General features: G+C 71.7%; 22 protein-coding genes and 1 pseudogene. 17 read left to right on the forward strand and 6 right to left on the reverse strand.

The genetic code is table 11. The features are described 5' to 3' along the window. Positions 1-126: 126 nt before the first annotated feature. On the reverse strand, positions 127-1116 hold the full coding sequence (locus ACH4EW_RS01120; RefSeq protein ID WP_398249832.1) for a CU044_5270 family protein: 990 nt from the start codon (positions 1114-1116) through the stop codon (positions 127-129). Continuing rightward, a pseudogene (locus ACH4EW_RS01125) lies at positions 1104-1304 on the reverse strand (RNA polymerase sigma factor); the annotation flags it as partial. The gene ACH4EW_RS01120 and the pseudogene ACH4EW_RS01125, both read right to left, overlap by 13 nt. Here ACH4EW_RS01125 and ACH4EW_RS01130 point away from each other — a divergent pair. Next, on the forward strand, positions 1253-1480 hold the full coding sequence (locus tag ACH4EW_RS01130; protein ID WP_398251203.1) for a DUF397 domain-containing protein: 228 nt from the start codon (positions 1253-1255) through the stop codon (positions 1478-1480). The pseudogene ACH4EW_RS01125 and the gene ACH4EW_RS01130 overlap by 52 nt on opposite strands. A 96-nt stretch (positions 1481-1576) precedes the next feature. On the opposite strand, the gene ACH4EW_RS01135 is transcribed toward ACH4EW_RS01130, so the two are convergent. After that, on the reverse strand, positions 1577-3031 hold the full coding sequence (locus ACH4EW_RS01135; protein WP_398249834.1) for an ATP-binding protein: 1455 nt from the start codon (positions 3029-3031) through the stop codon (positions 1577-1579). 31 nt (positions 3032-3062) lie between these two features. On the opposite strand from ACH4EW_RS01135, the gene ACH4EW_RS01140 reads away from it, so the two are divergent. From ACH4EW_RS01140 to ACH4EW_RS01180, 9 genes are all read left to right on the forward strand, one after another. Further along, entirely contained in the window at positions 3063-3908 is an 846-nt protein-coding gene (locus tag ACH4EW_RS01140) for an alpha/beta fold hydrolase (protein WP_398249836.1), read from the forward strand. Between the two features lie 212 nt (positions 3909-4120). Beyond that, a complete protein-coding gene (glmS, locus tag ACH4EW_RS01145; protein WP_398249837.1) occupies positions 4121-5968 on the forward strand; it encodes a glutamine--fructose-6-phosphate transaminase (isomerizing) in 1848 nt (615 codons plus the stop codon). Positions 5969-5988: 20 nt separating this feature from the next. Then, entirely contained in the window at positions 5989-6357 is a 369-nt protein-coding gene (locus tag ACH4EW_RS01150) for a holo-ACP synthase (protein WP_398249839.1), read from the forward strand. Between the two features lie 4 nt (positions 6358-6361). Further along, the gene (locus ACH4EW_RS01155) at positions 6362-7822 is read left to right on the forward strand and encodes an NAD(P)H-hydrate dehydratase (protein WP_398249841.1); all 1461 of its coding nucleotides are present in this window, start codon (positions 6362-6364) and stop codon (positions 7820-7822) included. 69 nt (positions 7823-7891) lie between these two features. After that, complete coding sequence (locus ACH4EW_RS01160) at positions 7892-8278, forward strand: DUF488 domain-containing protein (protein WP_398249843.1); 387 nt, start codon at positions 7892-7894, stop codon at positions 8276-8278. A gap of 52 nt (positions 8279-8330) precedes the next feature. After that, entirely contained in the window at positions 8331-9485 is a 1155-nt protein-coding gene (gene alr, locus ACH4EW_RS01165; protein ID WP_398249845.1) for an alanine racemase, read from the forward strand. Between the two features lie 93 nt (positions 9486-9578). Beyond that, the gene (locus ACH4EW_RS01170) at positions 9579-10853 is read left to right on the forward strand and encodes an alpha/beta fold hydrolase (RefSeq protein WP_398249847.1); all 1275 of its coding nucleotides are present in this window, start codon (positions 9579-9581) and stop codon (positions 10851-10853) included. Continuing rightward, positions 10822-11388 (forward strand): tRNA (adenosine(37)-N6)-threonylcarbamoyltransferase complex ATPase subunit type 1 TsaE, encoded by a 567-nt coding sequence (gene tsaE / locus ACH4EW_RS01175; protein ID WP_398249848.1) that lies wholly within the window; start codon positions 10822-10824, stop codon positions 11386-11388. The genes ACH4EW_RS01170 and tsaE overlap by 32 nt, the downstream gene beginning before the upstream one ends. Before the next feature lie 168 nt (positions 11389-11556). Beyond that, positions 11557-11778: a hypothetical protein gene (locus tag ACH4EW_RS01180; RefSeq protein WP_398249849.1), complete on the forward strand. Its 222-nt coding sequence runs from the start codon at positions 11557-11559 to the stop codon at positions 11776-11778. An 18-nt stretch (positions 11779-11796) separates the two neighbouring features. On the opposite strand, the gene ACH4EW_RS01185 is transcribed toward ACH4EW_RS01180, so the two are convergent. After that, positions 11797-12369, reverse strand: coding sequence for a hypothetical protein (locus ACH4EW_RS01185; protein WP_398249850.1), 573 nt, complete (start codon positions 12367-12369; stop codon positions 11797-11799). A gap of 145 nt (positions 12370-12514) precedes the next feature. Here ACH4EW_RS01185 and tsaB point away from each other — a divergent pair, with 145 nt between their 5' ends. Genes tsaB through ACH4EW_RS01205 form a run of 4 tightly spaced genes read left to right on the forward strand, consistent with a single transcriptional unit; the run spans position 12515 to position 15118 of the window. Next, positions 12515-13177: a tRNA (adenosine(37)-N6)-threonylcarbamoyltransferase complex dimerization subunit type 1 TsaB gene (tsaB, locus tag ACH4EW_RS01190; RefSeq protein WP_398249851.1), complete on the forward strand. Its 663-nt coding sequence runs from the start codon at positions 12515-12517 to the stop codon at positions 13175-13177. Beyond that, positions 13174-13737: a ribosomal protein S18-alanine N-acetyltransferase gene (gene rimI, locus ACH4EW_RS01195; RefSeq protein WP_398249852.1), complete on the forward strand. Its 564-nt coding sequence runs from the start codon at positions 13174-13176 to the stop codon at positions 13735-13737. The genes tsaB and rimI overlap by 4 nt, the downstream gene beginning before the upstream one ends. Then, positions 13737-14837 (forward strand): tRNA (adenosine(37)-N6)-threonylcarbamoyltransferase complex transferase subunit TsaD, encoded by a 1101-nt coding sequence (tsaD, locus tag ACH4EW_RS01200; RefSeq protein ID WP_398249853.1) that lies wholly within the window; start codon positions 13737-13739, stop codon positions 14835-14837. Before rimI ends, tsaD begins: the two co-directional genes overlap by 1 nt. Continuing rightward, the gene (locus tag ACH4EW_RS01205) at positions 14834-15118 is read left to right on the forward strand and encodes a hypothetical protein (protein WP_398249855.1); all 285 of its coding nucleotides are present in this window, start codon (positions 14834-14836) and stop codon (positions 15116-15118) included. The genes tsaD and ACH4EW_RS01205 overlap by 4 nt, the downstream gene beginning before the upstream one ends. Before the next feature lie 21 nt (positions 15119-15139). Here ACH4EW_RS01205 and ACH4EW_RS01210 read toward each other — a convergent pair whose 3' ends face one another. Continuing rightward, positions 15140-15760, reverse strand: a complete 621-nt coding sequence (locus ACH4EW_RS01210; RefSeq protein ID WP_398249857.1) for a class I SAM-dependent methyltransferase — start codon at positions 15758-15760, stop codon at positions 15140-15142. Between the two features lie 99 nt (positions 15761-15859). Here ACH4EW_RS01210 and ACH4EW_RS01215 point away from each other — a divergent pair, with 99 nt between their 5' ends. Beyond that, on the forward strand, positions 15860-16525 hold the full coding sequence (locus ACH4EW_RS01215; RefSeq protein ID WP_398249858.1) for a hypothetical protein: 666 nt from the start codon (positions 15860-15862) through the stop codon (positions 16523-16525). 133 nt (positions 16526-16658) lie between these two features. Here the strand turns inward: ACH4EW_RS01215 and ACH4EW_RS01220 are convergent, their stop codons facing one another. After that, positions 16659-17930, reverse strand: coding sequence for a methyltransferase domain-containing protein (locus ACH4EW_RS01220; RefSeq protein ID WP_398249860.1), 1272 nt, complete (start codon positions 17928-17930; stop codon positions 16659-16661). 82 nt (positions 17931-18012) lie between these two features. Here ACH4EW_RS01220 and ACH4EW_RS01225 point away from each other — a divergent pair, with 82 nt between their 5' ends. Further along, positions 18013-19020, forward strand: coding sequence for a polysaccharide deacetylase family protein (locus tag ACH4EW_RS01225; RefSeq protein WP_398249862.1), 1008 nt, complete (start codon positions 18013-18015; stop codon positions 19018-19020). Continuing rightward, positions 19017-19349 (forward strand): hypothetical protein, encoded by a 333-nt coding sequence (locus ACH4EW_RS01230; protein ID WP_398249864.1) that lies wholly within the window; start codon positions 19017-19019, stop codon positions 19347-19349. The genes ACH4EW_RS01225 and ACH4EW_RS01230 overlap by 4 nt, the downstream gene beginning before the upstream one ends. The last annotated feature ends 20 nt before the right edge of the window (positions 19350-19369 follow it).

Genomic DNA, 19369 nt, shown 5'->3' on the forward strand with positions numbered 1-19369 from the left:
TCACGTGGGCGACGGCGGGCGGCCGGGGGCCCGGTGTCCGCACCCCTGTGGCGGACACCGGACCCGGTTCCCGGTCGCGCTCCCACGCACCCGTGCCCGGCTGCCGGGTCCGAGCTCCCGGTCGTGTCAGGGTTTCTCGCCCTTGGCGTCGACGACGGCGGCCTCGACCCGGGCCTCGCTCAGCATGATCTGACCGGCCTTGAACTTCTGCGACAGAAACTGCACCTTGCCCGCGGAGGACGTGGACTCGTAGTCCTCGCTGACCACGAAGCGCATCCCGGCGTACCTGAAGTCGTGTGGGTCGAGGAGGATCTCCCGCTGTTCGTGGCTGCCGTCCTCCTTCCGGGTGATGGCGATGACCTCGCGTCCGGCGGCGTCCTTCACCAGGTGGTCGGTGACATGGACACCGGGGACGGTGGCCAGGGCCCGGTAGATCCGGGCGAGGGCGGCCGGTGCGATCGGATATGCCTCGACCATCAGTCCCATTGCGCGGAAGCTGTGCTGGGCCTCGGCTTCGGGCGGGCTCTCGGCGGTGTTGCCGGTCGGGTAGAACGAGCGGACCTTCGCCAGCAGCCGTGCGGGGTCGTCGGGCAGCTCATTGGCGGCCCGGTAGACCTGGCGGGACGTGCGGTAGTCGTCGTCCTTCCCGATTTTGGCCGCGGCGGAGTTGTCGTACGGGACCCAGTTGTCGGGGTCGTACACGAGGCGGCCGACGGCCGAGCCCTTCCGGGGCGACTGGGCCATCAGCGTTTTCGTGTAGATCCACTGGTCGTCGCGCGGCTCCGGAGCGGCCCGCTGCTTCTCCAGTGCGTCGGCAGCCCGGTTCAGCACCTCGGCGGGGCTGTCCAGCCGCAGGGTGCCGGTCGTCGTGGCGGGGCCGGAGCGGTCGGGGGCGGCGGCGTCGACGAACTGGGTGCCGAGCACGGCCGCCACGGTGATGGCGGCTGCGGCACCGAGCGCGGCGACCCGCCAGTCGGCCCGCAGCCGGCGGACACCGCGTCGTGCAGCTGCGCCACCGGCGGCCTCGATGAGTCGCTGCCGGCCCGCGGCGAGTGCGGAACGGTCCGGGACGGGAGCGTTGGCGCGCAGTTCGCGCAGCGTGGTCATTTCGTCCATGACGGGGTCAGCTCCATGGCGTCGGGTGTGAACGAGGGATCCAGGCTGAGCGCTTCACGTACCTTGCGGCGGGCGCGATTGAGCCGGGACCGCACGGTGCCGAGAGGGATGCCGAGCGCCTCGGCGACCTCCTGGTATCCGAGGTCGGCCCAGGCGACGAGCAGCAACACATGGCGACCTCCCCCACTCCCTCAGGCACCCCGCCGGCAGCTACAGCAGCAATGACGGTCCTGACTGCGTCGAGGTCGCGGAGACCGCAAGCACGATCCACGTGCGCGACTCCAAGAACCTGCCGGGCGGCCCCCAGCTCGGCTTCGGGCCGCGTGCGTGGGCGGAGTTCGTCACGTACGCCTCCGGCAACTGACCACCGCGCCCGTCGGCGCCCGCCTCGTTCCGGGTCGCCCTGGGGGGCGGGGCGGTCACCGTGCTGACAGCGCCTCCGACGTGACTGCCGCCGCCGTCACCGCCACGCCGCGAGCACGTCTTCGGGCCCCCAGTGCGCGACCAGTCCCTTCGCTGCCGCACCCGTCGGTGGCCGGCGGCTGACCGCGATCAGGGCCGCGCCTTCCGCGCCCGGCACCTGCTGTGCCGCTGACGCGAGCTCCGTCAGATCCCTTGCCCCGAAGGGTGTCTCGTCGCGCCACTTCACCGATCCGACGAAGAAGACACGACGCGCCACGGGCTGCGCGTCCGCGCCGACGAGGTCGATCTCCGGGTTGTTCTGGCGGTTCCACCAGCCACCCACCTCGGTTGCCTCGGGGAACAGACCGTCGGGCACGCGGCGTGCCAGCGCCTCCCTGATCACCGGCTCCACCGCGCGGCCTCGCCAGGACGGCCACGACCGTCGAATTCGTGCAGCCGATACGTCCCCCCTGCCTCTCTCCGCCTGCGCAACGGCGTTCTCCAGATGCGCCAGCCAGAACCGCAAGTAGGTGTCGTCGATCCGGTAGCGCTTGAGCTTGGGGGCGGGCCGGGTGGACAACGGGACGTCCGCGGCCACGATCTTCTTCGCTTCGATGAGTTCGGTCAGTATCGGCGCCAGGGTGCCGTGCGCCAGTGGGCGTCCGTCGGCGCCTCCCGTGCTTGCGGCGATGCCGGAGAAGGTCCGTTCGCCGGAACCGATCGCCCGCAACACCCTGCCGGCCTGCAAACGCGCGGGAAACTCGGCCGCGAGGGAACGCTCGCCCGTCGTCAGCAGCACCGACGAAGGGTCCTCCACCTGGCGCGTCAGATAGTCGGCCACCGATTCACCGGTCCGCCAGTCGGTCACGACCTCGGGGAAGCCTCCGGTGACCAGGTACGCGTCCAGCGCGTCCGCGGCATCGAGCGCGGTGGAATCCTGTACGTCCGCAGGGTTGAGCGGCCCCACGGTGTACTGGCCCGCGCGCCCGTAGAAGGGGTGCTCGTACGACGTCAGCCGGTCCATCATCGCGAGATCGGAGCCGAGGAGCAGCAGGAGTACGGGCTTCGCGGACAAGTACATGTCCCAGGCGGTTTTGAGCGCCGCGTCGAATCCGGCGTCGGCCTCGGCCAGCCAGGGGACCTCGTCCAGGACGAGAACGACCGGCTCGTCCGCGGGTAGCGCCGCGGCCACCGCAGCCAGCGTCCGGACCCAGTCCTCGGGAGCAGCGGCCTGCCCCAGGGCGGCGCCGTGTTTCCTCATGCCGTGCCCTCCGACGACCGCGTCGAACAGCGCCTGCCGGGCCAGTGGCGCGGGCTGGCCGCGGGTCGCCTGGAAGAACACGTACGGCAGTTCCGACCGTGCACAGAACTCCTGCACCAGCCGGGTCTTGCCGATCCGTCGCCGACCCTTGATCACCAGCGCCTGCCCGGCGCTGCCCCCCGAAGCGGCCCTGACCTTGTCCAGCCAGGATTCGAGGATGCGCAATTCGCGACTGCGTCCGGTGAAGGCCATCGGCATCCCTGAAGTAGGAGCGGTTCAAAGTATGTGCCGTTCCTACTTTACGGCATCGGCTTCGGGTCCCCGCATCCGGACGTGCAGTCCGGACGTCCGGCCGCACGCTGGGTCGGGGGGCCCGCACCACGGCTGGCCCCTGAACGGGGACGCCTGGCAGGACCAGCTCAAGGCGGTAGCGGACAACGGGTTCCGTGGCATCGCCCACGACCGGCGCGGTCACGGCCGCTCCACCCCGGTGTGGGACGGCTACGACTTCGACACCTTCGCGGACGACCTCGACGACCTGATCACCCAACTGGACCTGCGGGACGTCACGCTGGTCGCGCACTGGACGGGCGGCGGCGAACTCGCCCGCTACATCGGCCGCCACGGCACCGGCCGGATCAGGTCCGCGGTGCTCCTCTCAGCCATCCCTCCGCTGATGCTCCAGGGCCCCGGCAACTCGGAGGGCGTACCGCAGTCGGTCTTCGACGGCATCAAGAAGGGCATCCTCGCCGAACGCTCGCAATTCTGGAAGGACGCGGCGGTCGGCTTCTTCGGTGCCGACCGCGACGGCAACAAGGTCACCCAGGGCAACAAGGACGCCTTCTGGTACATGGCCATGGCCGAGACCATCGAGGGCGGCGTCGCCTGCGTCGACGCCTTCGCGGCCACGGACTTCCACGAGGACCTGAAGAAGTTCGACATCCCCACGCTCGTCGTGCACGGCGACGACGACCAGATCGTCCCCATCGACGCCACGGGCCGCAAGTCCGCCCAGCTCATTGCGGACGCGACCCTCAAGGTCTACGAGGGCGGCTCCCACGGAATCGCCCTCGTCCCCGGCGACAAGGAAAAGTTCAACAAGGATCTCCTGGAGTTACTCAGGCGCTGACCCCGCCGAACGGCCCGGGGCTACGCGTACTCCACCAGGGGCGCCCCCTCGGACCGGGGCATGCCGCTGTTGCTGTCCTGAAGCGCCGACACCCACCTGCCCGGTCGCGGACCGGCCCCGGACTTCGCGATGCCGTCCCCTGCCGCCCCGTTCACCTTCTGCGACGATGCGAAGACGAAGAAGGGGGGGCGGGCGACCAGGAAGGGAACGGTATGTGCGGAATCGTCGGATACGTCGGTGGGCAGTCGGCGCAGGACGTCGTCGTCGCGGGGCTCAAGCGCCTCGAATACCGGGGCTACGACTCGGCGGGCATCGCCGTCCTCGCGGACGGCGGGCTGGCCGCCGCGAAGAAGGCCGGGAAGCTCGTCAATCTGGAGAAGACGCTGGCCGAGGCGCCGCTCCCGGCCGGGGCCACCGGGATCGGGCACACCCGCTGGGCCACCCACGGCGCCCCCACCGACGCCAATGCCCACCCGCACCTCGACAACGCGGGCCGCGTCGCCGTCGTGCACAACGGGATCATCGAGAACTTCGCCGTCCTGCGCGCCGAACTTGCCGAGCGCGGCCACGATCTGGCCTCCGAGACCGACACCGAGGTCGTCGCCCATCTCCTCGCCGAGGCGTTCTCGTCCTGTGCGGACCTGGCGGAGGCGATGCGGCAGGTCTGCCGGCGGCTGGAGGGCGCCTTCACCCTCGTCGCGGTGCACGCGGACGCGCCCGACACGGTGGTAGGGGCCCGGCGCAACTCGCCACTTGTGGTGGGGGTGGGGGAGGACGAGTCGTTCCTGGCCTCCGATGTGGCCGCGTTCATCGCGCACACCCGGTCCGCGATCGAGCTGGGGCAGGACCAGGTGGTGGAGCTGCGCCGGGAAGGTGTCACCGTCACCGACTTCGACGGGCGGCCCGCCGAGGTCCGTGAGTACCACGTGGACTGGGACGTCTCCGCCGCCGAGAAGGGCGGCCACGCCTCCTTCATGCTCAAGGAGATCGAGGAACAGCCCAAGGCCGTCGCCGACACGCTCCTCGGGCGGATCGACGGCGCGGGCACGCTCCACCTCGACGAGGTACGGATCACGCCCCGCGAGCTCCGGGAGGTCGACAAGGTCGTCATCGTCGCCTGCGGTACCGCGTTCCACGCCGGGATGATCGCCAAGTACGCCATCGAGCACTGGACCAGGATTCCCTGCGAGACCGAGCTGGCCAGCGAGTTCCGCTACCGCGACCCGATCCTCGACCACCGCACCCTCGTTGTCGCGATCTCCCAGTCCGGCGAGACGATGGACACCCTGATGGCCCTGCGGCACGCCCGCGAACAAGGTGCGAAGGTCCTCGCCATCTGCAACACGAACGGCTCCACCATCCCGCGGGAGTCCGACGCCGTGCTCTACACGCACGCAGGGCCCGAAGTCGCCGTAGCCTCCACCAAGGCGTTCCTCACCCAGCTCGTCGCCTGCTACCTCGTCGCCCTGTACCTGGGACAGATCTGCGGCACGAAGTGGGGCGACGAGATCCGGACCGTCATCCGCCAGCTCTCCGCGATCTCCGGGGCGGTCGAACAGGTTCTGACCAACATGGAACCCGTACGCGCACTCGCCCGCTCCCTCGCCGACCACGACACCGTGCTCTTCCTGGGCCGCCATGTCGGCTATCCCGTAGCCCTGGAAGGCGCGTTGAAGCTCAAGGAACTCGCGTACATGCACGCCGAGGGCTTCGCCGCCGGTGAGCTCAAGCACGGGCCGATCGCGCTCATCGAGGACGATCTGCCGGTCGTCGTGGTCGTGCCCTCGCCGCGCGGCCGGTCGGTGCTGCACGACAAGATCGTGTCGAACATCCAGGAGATCCGGGCCCGCGGCGCCCGCACCATCGTCATCGCCGAGGAGGGCGACGAGGCGGTCGTCCCGTACGCCGACCATCTGATCCGGATCCCCGTTACGCCTACGCTGCTTCAGCCGCTGGTGTCGACCGTGCCGCTGCAGGTGTTCGCCTGCGAACTGGCGACGGCCCGCGGCAACGACGTGGACCAGCCGCGCAATCTGGCGAAGTCCGTGACCGTGGAGTAGCGAGCAGTGAAGGAACACGCGTGATCATCGGGGTCGGGATCGATGTGGCCGAGATCGAACGGTTCGACGCGGCGCTGGAGCGTACGCCGCAGATGGCCGACCGGCTCTTCCTGAAGAGCGAATTGCTGCTGCCCAGCGGCGAGCGGCGCGGCATCGCCTCGCTCGCCGCGCGGTTCGCCGCGAAGGAGGCTCTCGCGAAGGCGCTCGGCGCGCCGAGCGGCCTGCTCTGGACGGATGCCGAGGTGTACGTAGAGGACAGCGGGCAGCCCCGGCTGCGGGTGAGCGGCACGGTCGCCGCGTGCGCGGCCGAGCTGGGCGTACGGCACTGGCATGTGTCGCTCAGCCACGACGCGGGGGTGGCGTCGGCCGTGGTGATCGCGGAGGGTTGAGCACATGCGTACTGCGTACAGCGTTCAGACCGTACGGGCCGCGGAACGGGCCCTGATGGCCAAGCTGCCCGAGGGTGCCCTGATGCAGCGCGCCGCGGCGGGACTCGCGGCGGTCTGCGCCGATGTACTGCGGCGGCGCGGCCGGGTGTACGGGTCCCGGGTCGTCCTGCTCGTCGGCAGCGGCGACAACGGGGGCGACGCGCTGTACGCGGGCGCCCGGCTGGCCCGCCGCGGCGCGGGGGTGCGCGCCGTGCTCACCTCGCCGGGGCGCGCCCATGAGGGCGGACTCGCGGCGTTGCTCGCCGCGGGCGGGCGCGTGGCGGAGGACGGGCGCGGGGCGGAGGAATGGGGCGGGCACATCGAGCTCGTCGTGGACGGGATCACCGGCATCGGCGGGCGCGGCGGGCTGCGTCCGGACGCAGCCGAGCTGGTGCGGGCCTTCGAGGCGACCGGTGCGGCCTTCGTCGCCGTCGATCTGCCCAGTGGGGTCGAGGCCGACACCGGCGAGGTGTTCGGCGACGCCGTACGCGCCGACGCGACCGTCACCTTCGGTGCGTACAAGCCCGGCCTGCTCATCGACCCGGCCGCCGACCGGGTGGGCGCGCTGCACCTCGTCGACATCGGGCTCGGCCCCGAGCTGCCCGACGTACCCGACCTGGAGGCTTTGCAGTACGCGGACGTCGCCGCACTTCTGCCGGTCCCCGGCAGTGAGAGCGACAAGTACCGGCGTGGCGTCGTCGGCGTCGTCGCCGGGTCGGCGCGGTATCCGGGGGCGGCGGTTCTGGCCGTCTCCGGGGCGCTGCGGGGCGGTGCCGGGGCCGTGCGGTACGTCGGTCCGGGCGCCGACGCGGTGATCGCCCGCCATCCGGAGACGCTGGTCCACGCGGGGCCGCCTTCGAAGGCCGGTCAGGTGCAGGCATGGGTCGTCGGGCCCGGGCTCGGTGACGGCACGGAGGCCGTCGAGGCGGTCCGTGGCGTGCTGGCAGCGGACGTTCCGGTGCTCGTCGACGCGGACGGGCTGCGGCTGCTCGACGCCACCGCCGTACGCTCGCGCACCGCACCGACCGTCCTCACCCCGCACGCCGGTGAGGCCGCGGCCCTGCTCGGCGTCCCGCGCGAGGAGGTCGAGGCGGGGCGGCTCGCCGCCGTACGGGAACTGGCCGCCCGCTACCGCGCCACGGTCCTGCTCAAGGGGTCGACGACCCTGGTCGCCACCGAGACCGGACACACTCCCGTACGGGTCAACCCGACCGGCAGCTCCTGGCTGGCCACGGCCGGCAGCGGCGATGTCCTCTCCGGTCTCACCGGCTCCCTGCTGGCCGCGGGCCTCGCCCCGCGCGATGCCGCGTCCGTCGGCGCGTACCTGCACGGCCTGGCCGCCCGTCACGCCTCGAACAGCGCTCCCGTCGCCGCGCAGGACGTCGCCGAGGCGATCGTGGCGGCGTGGCGGGACGTACGGGCCTGAGCGATCCTGGACGCAGGCAGCGGCAGGCAGCGGCAGGCAGGCGCCGTCGGGGTCGACAGGAGGGCGATCGTGGGCAGCAGCAGCGATGTGCGTGTGCGCCGTGTGTACGACCCGCAGGAGGACGGCGACGGCACCCGCGTCCTCGTCGACCGGCTCTGGCCGCGTGGCGTGGCCAAGGACCGGGCTCACATCGACAAGTGGCTCAAGGACGTCACCCCGTCGAACGAGCTGCGCGCCTGGTACCACGACGACCGCTCGGGCACCCGCTACGACGATTTCGTCGACCGCTACCGCGCCGAGCTGGCCGACCCCGCCCACACGGCGGCCGTCGGGGAGCTGGTGGAGCTGGTCCGCGCGGGCGGCCCGGTGACGCTGGTCACGGCGGTCAAGGACGTACCGCACAGCCATGTCCCGGTCCTCGTCGACCATCTGGAGCACCGGCTGCGCCGTCACTGAGGTGTACCGCCGCCCGAGGGCCCTGTCGTACGTCTCTGAGAGACTGGGCGCGATGAACGAGACAGCGTCCTTGAGAGCCCGTGCCGAGATCGACCTCGCCGCGCTGCGCGCCAATGTGCGTGCACTGCGCGCGCGGGCGGCCGGTGCGCAACTCATGGCCGTCGTCAAAGCCGATGCGTACGGGCACGGGGCAGTGCCCTGCGCCCGGGCCGCGCTGGAGGCCGGGGCGACCTGGCTGGGCACCGCGACGCCGCAGGAGGCGCTCGCCCTGCGGGCCGCCGGGATCGGCGGCCGGGTGATGTGCTGGCTGTGGACACCGGGCGGCCCCTGGCGCGAGGCCGTCGAAGCCGACATCGATGTGTCGGTGAGCGGGATGTGGGCCCTTCGCGAGGTCCTCGCCGCGGCCACGGAGGCCGGCATTCCGGCCCGTATCCAGCTCAAGGCCGACACCGGCCTCGGGCGCAATGGCTGCCAGCCCGCCGACTGGCCGGAACTGGTCGCAGCCGCCCGCACCGCCGAGGACGCGGGCACCATCAGGATCACCGGCCTCTGGTCCCACTTCGCCTGTGCCGACGAGCCCGGCCACCCCTCCGTCGCCGCCCAGCTGAACGTGTTCCGGGACATGGTCGCGTACGCGGAGAAGCAGGGCGTCGACCCCGAGGTGCGCCACATGGCCAACTCCCCGGCGGCGCTGACGATCCCCGAGGCGCACTTCGATCTCGTACGGACCGGGATCGCGATGTACGGCATCTCGCCCAGCCCCGAGCTGGGCACCCCGGCCGACTTCGGGCTGCGCCCCGTCATGACGCTCGTGGCGTCGGTCGCCCTGGTCAAGCAGGTGCCGACCGGTCACGGGGTCAGTTACGGACACCACTACACAACCTCCGGCGAGACCACTCTGGGCCTGGTGCCGGTCGGCTACGCGGACGGCATCCCACGCCATGCCTCCGGCCGTGCACCCGTCCTGGTCGGCGGTGTGCGGCGGCGGATCGCGGGCCGGGTGGCCATGGACCAGTTCGTCGTCGACCTCGACGGGGACGGGGTCGAAGTGGGCAGCGAGGCGGTGCTCTTCGGCCCGGGGGACCGGGGCGAGCCGAGCGCCGAGGACTGGGCGCAGGCCTGCGACACGATCGCGTACGAGATCGTCACCCGGATCAGCACCCGTGTACCGCGCGTCCATCTGCATGGCACCCCGGCCGAGTCCTGACCGATCAAGCGCCCCTGACCAGGCACGATCTGAGCACGACTGGAACAGACCAGCCCTGACCCGACGTATACGACCGACGAGGAGCGCGGCACGGTGAGCGAGATCAGCGCGGGGGACGCGGTGACGGACGCCGCTACGGCGGTCGGCTGGCGCCGGGCGGGGATCGCCGGAGCCGCCATAGGCGTGATCGCGGCCGGAGCCGCCGCCGGTGTCGCGGTCGAGCGGCTGACCGTGGGCCGGGGCATGCGCAGGAGGGCCAGGCTGGCTCTGGACGCCTCGGGACCGTACGGCTCGCTGCGCGGACTGCCCGGCCGGGCCACGGCCGACGACGGCACCGAGCTGTACTACGAGATCGACGAGGTCGAACCGGACGGCGCTGCGGTGACCACCGCGGGCGGCGAGAGCGCTGCCGCCGGCCCCGGTACCGCCACCGGGGCCGGTACCCGCCGCCGTCGGCTCTTCGGCCGCAAGGCGCCCGCACCCGTCACCGTCGTCTTCAGCCACGGCTACTGCCTCAACCAGGACTCCTGGCACTTCCAGCGGGCGGCACTGCGCGGTCTGGTGCGCACCGTCCACTGGGACCAGCGCAGCCACGGCCGCTCCGAGCGGGGCCGGGACCAGGCGGCCGGAGTGACGGTCGGCATCAACCAGCTCGGCCGTGATCTGAAGGCCGTCATCGACGCGGCCGCCCCGGAAGGGCGGCTGGTGCTGGTCGGGCACTCGATGGGCGGCATGACGATGATGGCGCTCGCCGAGCAGTACCCCCAGCTCGTCCGGGACCGGGTCGCCGCCGTCGCCTTCGTCGGCACTTCCAGCGGGAAGCTCGGCGAGGTCAGTTTCGGGCTGCCGGTCGCGGGCGTGAACGCGGTACGACGGGTGCTGCCCGGGGTGCTCAGAGCGCTCGGTTCCCAGGCCGAGCTGGTGGAACGGGGCAGGAGGGCGACCGCCGATCTCTTCGCCGGGCTGATCAAGCGGTACTCGTTCGGTTCGCGGGACGTCGACCCGGCAGTCGAGAGGTTCGCCGAGCGGCTCATCGAATCCACCCCGATCGATGTGGTCGCCGAGTTCTACCCGGCCTTCACCGAACACGACAAGAGCCACGTCCTGCCCGCGTTCCGTGAAGTCCCGGTGCTGATCCTGGCGGGCGACAAGGACCTGGTGACGCCCAGCTCGCACAGCGAGGCCATGGCGGACCAGCTCCCGGAAGCGGAGCTGGTCATCGTCCCGGACGCCGGTCATCTGGTGATGCTGGAACACCCGGAGACGGTGACGGACCGGCTGGCGGACCTGCTGGTACGCGTCGGGGCGGTGCCGGCAGCGGCTAACGTTGGCGAGCATGGAAGCACCGCACAACAGCCTGGCGGCTGAGGCGGACGAGGGCGCCGCGCCGGGCACCGTCACCGTGAGCCTCGCCGTCGAGTCCCCCGAACAGATGCAGGCCCTCGGCCGCCGGATCGCCCGTGTGCTGCGCCCCGGCGACCTCGTGATGCTCACTGGCGAGCTCGGCGCCGGAAAGACGACGCTGACCCGGGGGCTCGGCGAGGGCCTCGGGGTGCGCGGCGCCGTCACCTCTCCCACCTTCGTGATCGCCCGCGTCCACCCGTCGTTGACCGGCGGTCCCGCGCTGGTCCACGTCGACGCGTACCGCCTCGGCGGCGGGCTGGACGAGATGGAGGACCTGGACCTCGATGTCTCGCTGCCGGAGTCGGTGGTGGTCGTGGAGTGGGGCGACGGCAAGGTCGAGGAGCTGTCGGAGGACCGGCTGCAGGTGCTGATCCACCGCGCGGTCGGCGACACGGACGACGAATGGCGCTCGGTGACGCTGGTGGGGATCGGGGCGCGCTGGGCGGGACTGCGCGAGGACATGGCGACCGAACTGCCGGGACAGGCGGCGAGGTCGTAAGGGGTCGCGAGCTGCTGTCATTCGAGTGCGGATTCAGCCGTCCGGCACTCTTTCCGACAAGCCGTCGGTAAATTGTTGCGTGGGGAGCGATGGTCGTGGTCACATGGACGGGAGACCTGGTTAGGTCTGCCTAACCACGACCTCGCACCGGAGCTTCAGGAGGCATCCATGCCGACGCCCGAGCGTGACCCGCAGCCGCAGCCGCAGCCGCAGCCGTCGCCGCAGTCGCCGTCCCCCCTGTCGATGAAGGACCTGCTGGCCGCGTGCGCCGCCGCCACGGCGGTGTCCACGCCACCGGCCGAGCCTGCCGAGCCTGCCGAGCCTGCCGAGCAGGCCGAGCCTGCCGAGGAAGAGACGGACGAGCTGCCGTCCCGGCGCGACGCGGCATAGCCCGTGCGCGGTGTTCCGTTACGGGACGACGACCACGTTCGTGCTGACTGTCGCGAAGTCCCACACCGCGTTCCCGTCGGCCCGGGACATCCGCACGCCCCCCGTCTTCAGTGACGGATCCGGGCTCTTCATCGAGCCGTCCACCGCCGCGCTGAATCCGACAGAGACGCCCTCCACCGTCGCGAACCGCACCACGTGCTCGATCATCACGCCGTCCGAGCCCTTGGTGGGTGGCCCCTGGCGCGGCGTAACCACCTGGTACGTCCCGGGCTGCGGACTCAGCGCGCTCGGCATGACCTCGAAGGTCCTGGTCACATGCCCGGCCGAGTCGACGAGCCACACCCGACGGTCCTCCAGCGCGTACACCACACGCTTTCCGGTGCCTGATCCGGCCGGGAGCGCGGCCGGCGGCTCCTTCTCCTTCGGCTTGTCGTGGCCGGTGGCGGTGGCGGGGGCGCTGCTGGAAGTCTTCGGCTTGGGGACGGCGACGGAGTCGGGGGCGTTCGCCGATGCCTGATAGGCCAGGAAACCGACCACGGCGAGAGCCGCCGCAGTGAGCCCGGCCACGAATCCCGAGCTGCCCCTAGACACCGTGCGCGCCCCTTTCGCTTCCGTTTGTAGTACAAGCGTTTACGTCGTACCCGCGTGTACACGGTGACGGTAGCAGCCGGGACCGGTCGTACCAGGACGCTGTACGGGACACCGCGCCCGGTCGGAGGAGCCGTAGGCTGTTTGCGTGCTCTTGCTCGCCGTGGATACCGCCACCCCCGCCGTCACCGTCGCCCTTCACGACGGGACCTCCGTCGTCGCCGAGTCCGGTCAGGTCGACGCCCGAAGGCACGGGGAGCTGCTGCTGCCCGCCGTCGACCGGGTCCTCGCCGAGGCCGGAGCGAGACTCGACGCCGTGACGGACGTGGTCGTGGGTGTCGGCCCAGGACCGTACACCGGGCTGCGGGTCGGCCTGGTCACGGCCGCGACCTTCGGCTCCGCGCTCTCCGTACCCGTGCACGGGCTGTGCACCCTGGACGGTCTCGCGTACGCCGCTGGGCAGGACGGCCTGGAAGGTCCGTTCGCCGTCGCGACGGACGCCCGCCGCAAGGAGGTCTACTGGGCGAGGTACGAGGACTCCCGTACGCGCGCCACGGAGCCCGCCGTCGACCGTCCCGCCGACATCGCCGAGCAGCTCGCCGGACTCCCCGTCGTCGGGGCGGGCGCGGTGCTCTACCCCGAGGCGTTCCCGGACGCCCGGGGCCCCGAGCACGTCTGCGCGGGTGCGCTGGCAGCCCTCGCCGCCGAGCGTCTCGCCGTGGGCGCGGAACTGCTGCCGCCGCAGCCGCTCTACCTCCGCAGGCCCGACGCCCAGATCCCGAAGAACTACAAGGTGGTCACCCCGAAGTGACGACCACGACTGCCGTTCTGCGCGAGATGCGCTGGTGGGACATCGATCCGGTGCTGGACCTCGAACACGAGCTGTTCCCGGACGACGCCTGGTCGGCCGGCATGTTCTGGTCCGAGCTGGCGCACTCCCGCGGCCCGCAGGCCACCCGTCGCTATGTCGTCGCCGAGGACCCCGCCACCGGACGGATCGTCGGCTATGCCGGTCTCGCCGCGGCCGGTGATCTCGCCGACGTACAGACGATCGGTGTCACCCGCGGCCACTGGGGCGGCGGCCTCGGCTCCGAACTCCTCACCGATCTGCTGAAGCACGCCACGGCCTTCGAGTGCGCCGAGGTGCTGCTCGAAGTCCGCGTCGACAACACCCGGGCGCAGAAGCTGTACGAACGCTTCGGCTTCGAACCGATCGGCTTCCGCCGCGGCTACTACCAGCCGGGCAACATCGACGCACTCGTCATGCGCCTCCACGTCCACGAAGACGTCCACGAAGACGTCCACGAAGACGTCCACGAAGACGTCCATGATCACGTACAAGAGCTCGTACAGGGAACAGAGACTGACTGATGGCTGACGAACCGCTCGTACTCGGCATCGAGACCTCCTGCGACGAGACCGGCGTCGGCATCGTCCGTGGTACGACGCTGCTCGCCGACGCCGTCGCGTCCAGTGTCGACACGCACGCCCGCTTCGGCGGCGTCGTCCCGGAGATCGCCTCCCGCGCGCACCTGGAGGCGATGGTCCCCACCATCGAGCGCGCCCTGAAGGACGCCGGGATCAGCGCCCGCGACCTCGACGGCATCTCCGTCACCGCGGGCCCCGGACTGGCGGGCGCGCTGCTCGTCGGCGTCTCGGCGGCGAAGGCGTACGCGTACGCGCTGAACAAGCCGCTCTACGGGGTGAACCACCTCGCCTCGCACATCTGCGTCGACCAGCTGGAGCACGGCCCGCTGCCCGAGCCGACGATGGCGCTGCTGGTCAGCGGCGGCCACTCCTCACTGCTGCTCGCGCCGGACATCACCAATGACGTACGGCCCCTGGGCGCGACCATCGACGATGCGGCGGGCGAGGCCTTCGACAAGATCGCCCGGGTGCTGAACCTCGGCTTCCCCGGCGGCCCGGTCATCGACCGGCTGGCGAAGGAGGGCGACCCGAAGGCGATCGCGTTCCCGCGCGGTCTGACCGGCTCGCGTGATCCCGCGTACGACTTCTCCTTCTCCGGTCTGAAGACGTCCGTCGCCCGCTGGATCGAGGCGAAGCGGGCCGCCGGCGAGGAGGTGCCGGTACGGGATGTGGCCGCGTCCTTCCAGGAGGCCGTGGTGGATGTGCTCACCCGAAAGGCCGTCCGGGCCTGCAAGGACGAGGGCGTCGACCACCTGATGATCGGCGGCGGTGTCGCGGCCAACTCGCGGCTGCGGGCGCTGGCCGAGGAGCGGTGCGAGCGGGCCGGTGTCCGGCTGCGGGTGCCGCGGCCGGGGCTGTGCACGGACAACGGGGCGATGGTCGCGGCGCTGGGCGCGGAGATGGTGGCCCGGGGCAGGCCGGCCTCGGACCTGGAACTGTCCGCGGACTCGTCGCTGCCGGTGACCGACACCCACGTCCCCGGTGCCCACGCGCACGACCACGACCATGTGCACGAGATCAGCAAGGACAACCTGTACTCATGAGCGGTACGACCGTTGTGCTGATGTGGGAAGCCCGCGCCGTCTGCGGCAGGGGCCCCGAACTACTGGAGTGGGCGCGCGCCCGGTCGGCCGAGCTGGCCCGCGAGCCGCTGCGCCGCGAGCTGCTGCGCGCCCCGCAGGACCGGGTCCTGGTCGTCACCTGGTGGGAGGGGGCGTACGGTGACGAGCTGCCCGAACTCCCCGAACCGGCAGTCGAGTTGATCGCGCGTCCGGTGCACCGCTGGCGCTTCGAGTCCGTGGGGGCCGTCGAGTCCCTCGGCTGAGAGCCGGCCGAGCCCCCGGCCCTAGGGCGCGGCGACGCCCAGCGAGTCGGCACCCATCAGCCTCGGCGCGCCCTTCTCGTAGAACACGTCGAGGTCGACGATCGTGAACCCCGCGGCCGTCAGCATCTCGGTGATCGGCCGGGTCAGACGGCACCCGGCGAAGAGCCGCTGCTCCACCGGATCGAGACGGCGCTGCCAGCGGCGTACGTTCTCGTCCTCCTCCGGCGCCAGCCCGTGCTCCAGGAAGTGAAGGGTCGCACCGGGCTTGAGGACCCGCCGCACCTCCCGCAGCGCCGCATCGGCGTCGGGGATGGTGCACAGCGTCCACGTGGACAGGGCTCCGTCGAAGGTGTCGTCCGCGAAGGGCAGGTACTGGCTGTCCATGCAGGCGCGCCGCACCGGCGTGTGGCCCGCATCGATGCGGTCACGGGCCAGCTTCCAGCCGAGATCGGACGGCTCGACCGCGGCCACGTCGGTGACGGCATCCGGGTAGAACGGAACGTTGTGCCCGGAACCGAACCCGATCTCGATGATCTCCCCGTACAGGCCTTCGCAGACCCGGCGCCGCAGCGGTTCGGCCGACTTCATTCCGCCGACTGCGTCGGCGATCCGGGGCACGATCCGCTCGACATAGAACCCCATCGCGCACCTCCGTGTGTCCCTCTCCAGCATGGCACCGCGGAGGCCCCGGCGCACGGTGCCGCCCGCGAGGGCGGGCGCGCGCTCGGTAGGGTCTGGCCCATGCTTCTCCGTGCGCAACTGCCGCCGCCCCCACCGCCTGTGGAGATACGTTCCTGGCCCGACCGTGAGGCGCTGCTCACCGACCGGGCCGTGGTGCTCGGGGAGTTGGTGAAGAGGCATGTCTCCCCGGGGCGGCTGGTGGCGCTGTGGCTGTGGGGAGCGCTCTGCGCGGTGGGCTGGTCGCTGGTGGGGTCGGCGATGGTCGCGCTGGAGGAGACGTACGACATCTTCAGTGCCTTGCTCGGTGTGATCGTCGCCTGCGTGGGCGTCTGCTGCATGGTGCCCGCGGTCGTCTTCGTCGTCATCGGTCTGCGCCGCGACCTCGACATCCGCCGACTGCTCGCCGCCTGGGGCGAGTTGGGCCGCGATCCGGTGCGCGAAGCGCGGTTGCGGATGCCGGGCGTCAGCCTCGTCTGGCTGCTGATGTCCTCCGCGCTGTGCGCACTCGGGCTGTACGCGTGCATCGCCGTCCCGGCGACCGTCGAGGCGGTCAGGGACAGTTTCGGGCTGGTCGCCCTGGTCATGGGGCTCGGGATGATCGGCTGGAACATCGGACTGATCGGCATCACCAAGGCGTTCGCCCACCGCCGTTGGGTGCTGCGGACCCTGATCGGGGCGTCCGCTCCCGAGCCGCTGTTCTCCGCCGGGGGCGGCACGCACCGCTGACCCCGGACCGCCGGGGCAGTGCAACTCCCGGCAGTACGTGGGTCCTCAGCCGCTCCCACAGGCGTACGCCGAGGACCTGACCGACCTGGCCCGACGGCCGCACCCGCCCGGTCGGAGGCCGCCCGGCAGGCGCTCAGGCGGGGCCGGTCACCGGGTGGCCGATCAGCATCGTCGGGGCTCCGGCCACCCGGGTCAGGAAGACCGTCGCGGCGTTCGGCCCCTGTAGCTTCATCCGGCGGCGCAACTCCTCCGGTTCGACGGCCGATCCGCGCTTCTTCACCGTCAGGACGCCGACCTTCCGCTCCCGCAGCAGCGCTTTGAGCTTCTTCATGTTGAACGGCAGCCGGTCGGTGATCTCGTACCCGGAGGTGTACGGGGAGTCGTACGGCTGGTCGCTCGTGACGTACGCGATGGTCTCGTCGACCAGCCGGCCGTCGCACCGCGCCACGATGTCGGCGACCAGATGGGCGCGGATGACGGCGCCGTCCGGCTCGTACAGATAGCGGCCGACCGGGCCGACGGGCGGGGCCGGCAGCGGTGCGCCGGACCACAGGGTGGCGCGGGCCGGAAGCACGGTGGCGCGGTGGGAACCGGCCGCGAAGCCCTCGCCGAACCAGAGCACCGCCTCCTTCACATCGCCGCCGTCCGAGATCCACTCGGCCTCCGCCTGCGCCGGGATCGCCTCGTGCGGGATGCCGGGGGCGATCTTCAGCGCGGCACGGGGGGCCTTGAGCGCGGCGCCGGTCGCCCAGGAGAGCGGCGGTGAGTACGCCTCGGGGTCGAAGATCCTGCCCCTGCCGCCGCGCCGGGCCGGGTCGACGAAGACCGCGTCGTACGGCGAGGTGTCGATCTCGGTGACATCGGCGCACCGCACCTCGATCAGACCATCCAGGCCGAGCGCGGCGGCGTTGGCGCGGGCCACCTCGGCGGTGAGCGGGTCGCGGTCCACAGCGAGGACGAAGATGCCCGCCCGTGCGAGCGCGATCGCGTCGCCGCCGATTCCGCAGCAGAGGTCGGCGACGCTGCGCACCCCCGCCTCCACGAATCGCTGTGCGCGGTGGGTGGCCACCGACGTACGCGTCGCCTGCTCGACGCCGTTCGGCGTGAAGAACATGCGGTACGCGTCCTCGGCACCGAATTTCGCCACCGCCCGCTGCCGAAGCCGCGCCTGTCCCAGCGCCGCCGAGACCAGCGAGGCCGGGTGGGTGCGGCGCAGCCGGGTGGCGGTGGCGAGCTCCTGGGCGGGGTCGTACGACCGCAGCCCGTCCAGGAGTGCCGTGCCCTCGGGGGCGCGCAGGGCCGTGAAAGCGGCGAGGAAGTCGTCGGCGCCGGGCGGGGCGGGAGCGTCGGACCGGCCGTCGGCGGCGGACGGGTCGTTCGGGGGGAGAGCGTTCACCTGTCCCATTGTGAGCCAGCCGGGTTGACCGGCGGGCCCGGTGGCGGTGTCGGGCCGGGGCGCCCACCACGTGCTGGCAGGATGCGACGCCATGCAACTAGTACGACAAAAGGAAAAATTAATCATGAAAAGGAGTAGATCGGGTGTGCCCGAACCGCGGGGCGGGCAGGGCCCCGGCAGGCATCGGCCGGTCTGCGCGGTCCTGGCCGCACTCCTGGTCGCCGCGGTCTGCTCCGGCTGCGCCTCTGGGGCCGGCGGCCGGCTCGACGACGGCGACGAGCTCCGGGCCCGGCCCGCCGCCGGCCCCCCGGGTGGTCCCGGACAGTGGGCCGGCCAGGGCGGCGCACCCGCCGGGGCCCGTGAGAACGCGAGGTTCAGCCCGGCCGTACGGGCGGCCCTCGCCAAGAAGTGGGGGCTGGGCAGACCACCCCTGATCGCACCCCCGCCGCCTGCGGTGAAGCCGCACATCACCACCCGCGAGGGGTTCGAGGTCAAGGGCGGCGACGACTCGCTGCCGCCGGTCTTCACCACCGTCCCGACCAAGGACCGGATCGTCTTCCTGACGATGGACGACGGTGCCGAGAAGGACCCCGAACTGCTGCAGATGATGGACGAGCTGGACATCCCGTACAGCGCGTTCCTCAGCGACTACCTGGTGCGCGACAGCTACGGGTACTTCCTGGAGATGCAGCGGCTGGGCGTCGGCCTCAACAACCACACGCTCAACCACCGCTACCTGCCCGGGCTCTCGTACGCCGAGCAGAAGCGCGAGATCTGCGACCAGCAGGCCATCATCGAGGAGCAGTACGGGCCGCGGCCCACCCTCTTCCGCCCGCCGTACGGCAGCTACAACGGGGACACGCTCCGCATCGCGAAGTCCTGCGGCATCAAGGCCGTGCCGCTCTGGAACGCGGAGGCGTTCCCGGACCGCATGGAGTGGCGCGAGGCGGACCAGGACCTGCACCCCGGCGACATCATCCTCACGCACTTCCGGGGCCGGAAGGACTGGGGCGGCAGCATGGCCGACCTGGTCCGGGCAGTAATGAAGACCATCACGGACAAGGGGTACGCCGTGGCCCGGCTGGAGGACTACGTATGAGAAGGGTGCACCGGCTGCTCGCCGGACTGCTGACAGCCGGTGCGCTGCTGACCGCCACCGCCGGGTGCGCGCAGTCGGTCGACCCGATCGAACGGCTGGGCCGCAAGGCCGCACAGAAGGTGACCCGCCCGCGGCCGGCACCCGCGGCCGGCCCGCGGGCCCATCCGCGCGGAGATCACGGGGCGTCCGGGTCGCCGGTCGTCATCGCCTGCCGTCAGCTGCCGGAGCCCCGGCACTCGCGGTTGTCGCCACCGCTGAGGCACTGGCGGCCGGACCGAACGGGATCGTACGAAGGAGTGGAATCCGGCACCGGGTGCGAGCGGCGGTAGTCCGCGAGCGCGGCCGACAT

The organism is Streptomyces sp. NPDC018000, from assembly GCF_044328025.1.
In the GTDB taxonomy this organism is placed as follows: Bacteria; Actinomycetota; Actinomycetes; order Streptomycetales; family Streptomycetaceae; genus Streptomyces.

Bases quoted from the DNA above. Each gene is read 5' to 3' on its own strand.
- ACH4EW_RS01180 (WP_398249849.1), top strand. From the start codon at position 11,557: ATGCCGACGCCCGAGCGTGACCCGCAGCCGCAGCCGCAGCCGCAGCCG.
- alr (WP_398249845.1), top strand. From the start codon at position 8,331: ATGAACGAGACAGCGTCCTTGAGAGCCCGTGCCGAGATCGACCTCGCC.
- ACH4EW_RS01155 (WP_398249841.1), top strand. From the start codon at position 6,362: ATGCGTACTGCGTACAGCGTTCAGACCGTACGGGCCGCGGAACGGGCC.
- ACH4EW_RS01205 (WP_398249855.1), top strand. From the start codon at position 14,834: ATGAGCGGTACGACCGTTGTGCTGATGTGGGAAGCCCGCGCCGTCTGC.
- ACH4EW_RS01210 (WP_398249857.1), bottom strand. From the start codon at position 15,760: ATGGGGTTCTATGTCGAGCGGATCGTGCCCCGGATCGCCGACGCAGTC.
- ACH4EW_RS01140 (WP_398249836.1), top strand. From the start codon at position 3,063: ATGTGCCGTTCCTACTTTACGGCATCGGCTTCGGGTCCCCGCATCCGG.
- glmS (WP_398249837.1), top strand. From the start codon at position 4,121: ATGTGCGGAATCGTCGGATACGTCGGTGGGCAGTCGGCGCAGGACGTC.
- ACH4EW_RS01230 (WP_398249864.1), top strand. From the start codon at position 19,017: ATGAGAAGGGTGCACCGGCTGCTCGCCGGACTGCTGACAGCCGGTGCG.
- ACH4EW_RS01215 (WP_398249858.1), top strand. From the start codon at position 15,860: ATGCTTCTCCGTGCGCAACTGCCGCCGCCCCCACCGCCTGTGGAGATA.
- ACH4EW_RS01120 (WP_398249832.1), bottom strand. From the start codon at position 1,116: ATGGACGAAATGACCACGCTGCGCGAACTGCGCGCCAACGCTCCCGTC.
- ACH4EW_RS01220 (WP_398249860.1), bottom strand. From the start codon at position 17,930: ATGGGACAGGTGAACGCTCTCCCCCCGAACGACCCGTCCGCCGCCGAC.
- tsaD (WP_398249853.1), top strand. From the start codon at position 13,737: ATGGCTGACGAACCGCTCGTACTCGGCATCGAGACCTCCTGCGACGAG.
- ACH4EW_RS01225 (WP_398249862.1), top strand. From the start codon at position 18,013: ATGCAACTAGTACGACAAAAGGAAAAATTAATCATGAAAAGGAGTAGA.
- ACH4EW_RS01135 (WP_398249834.1), bottom strand. From the start codon at position 3,031: ATGGCCTTCACCGGACGCAGTCGCGAATTGCGCATCCTCGAATCCTGG.
- tsaE (WP_398249848.1), top strand. From the start codon at position 10,822: ATGGAAGCACCGCACAACAGCCTGGCGGCTGAGGCGGACGAGGGCGCC.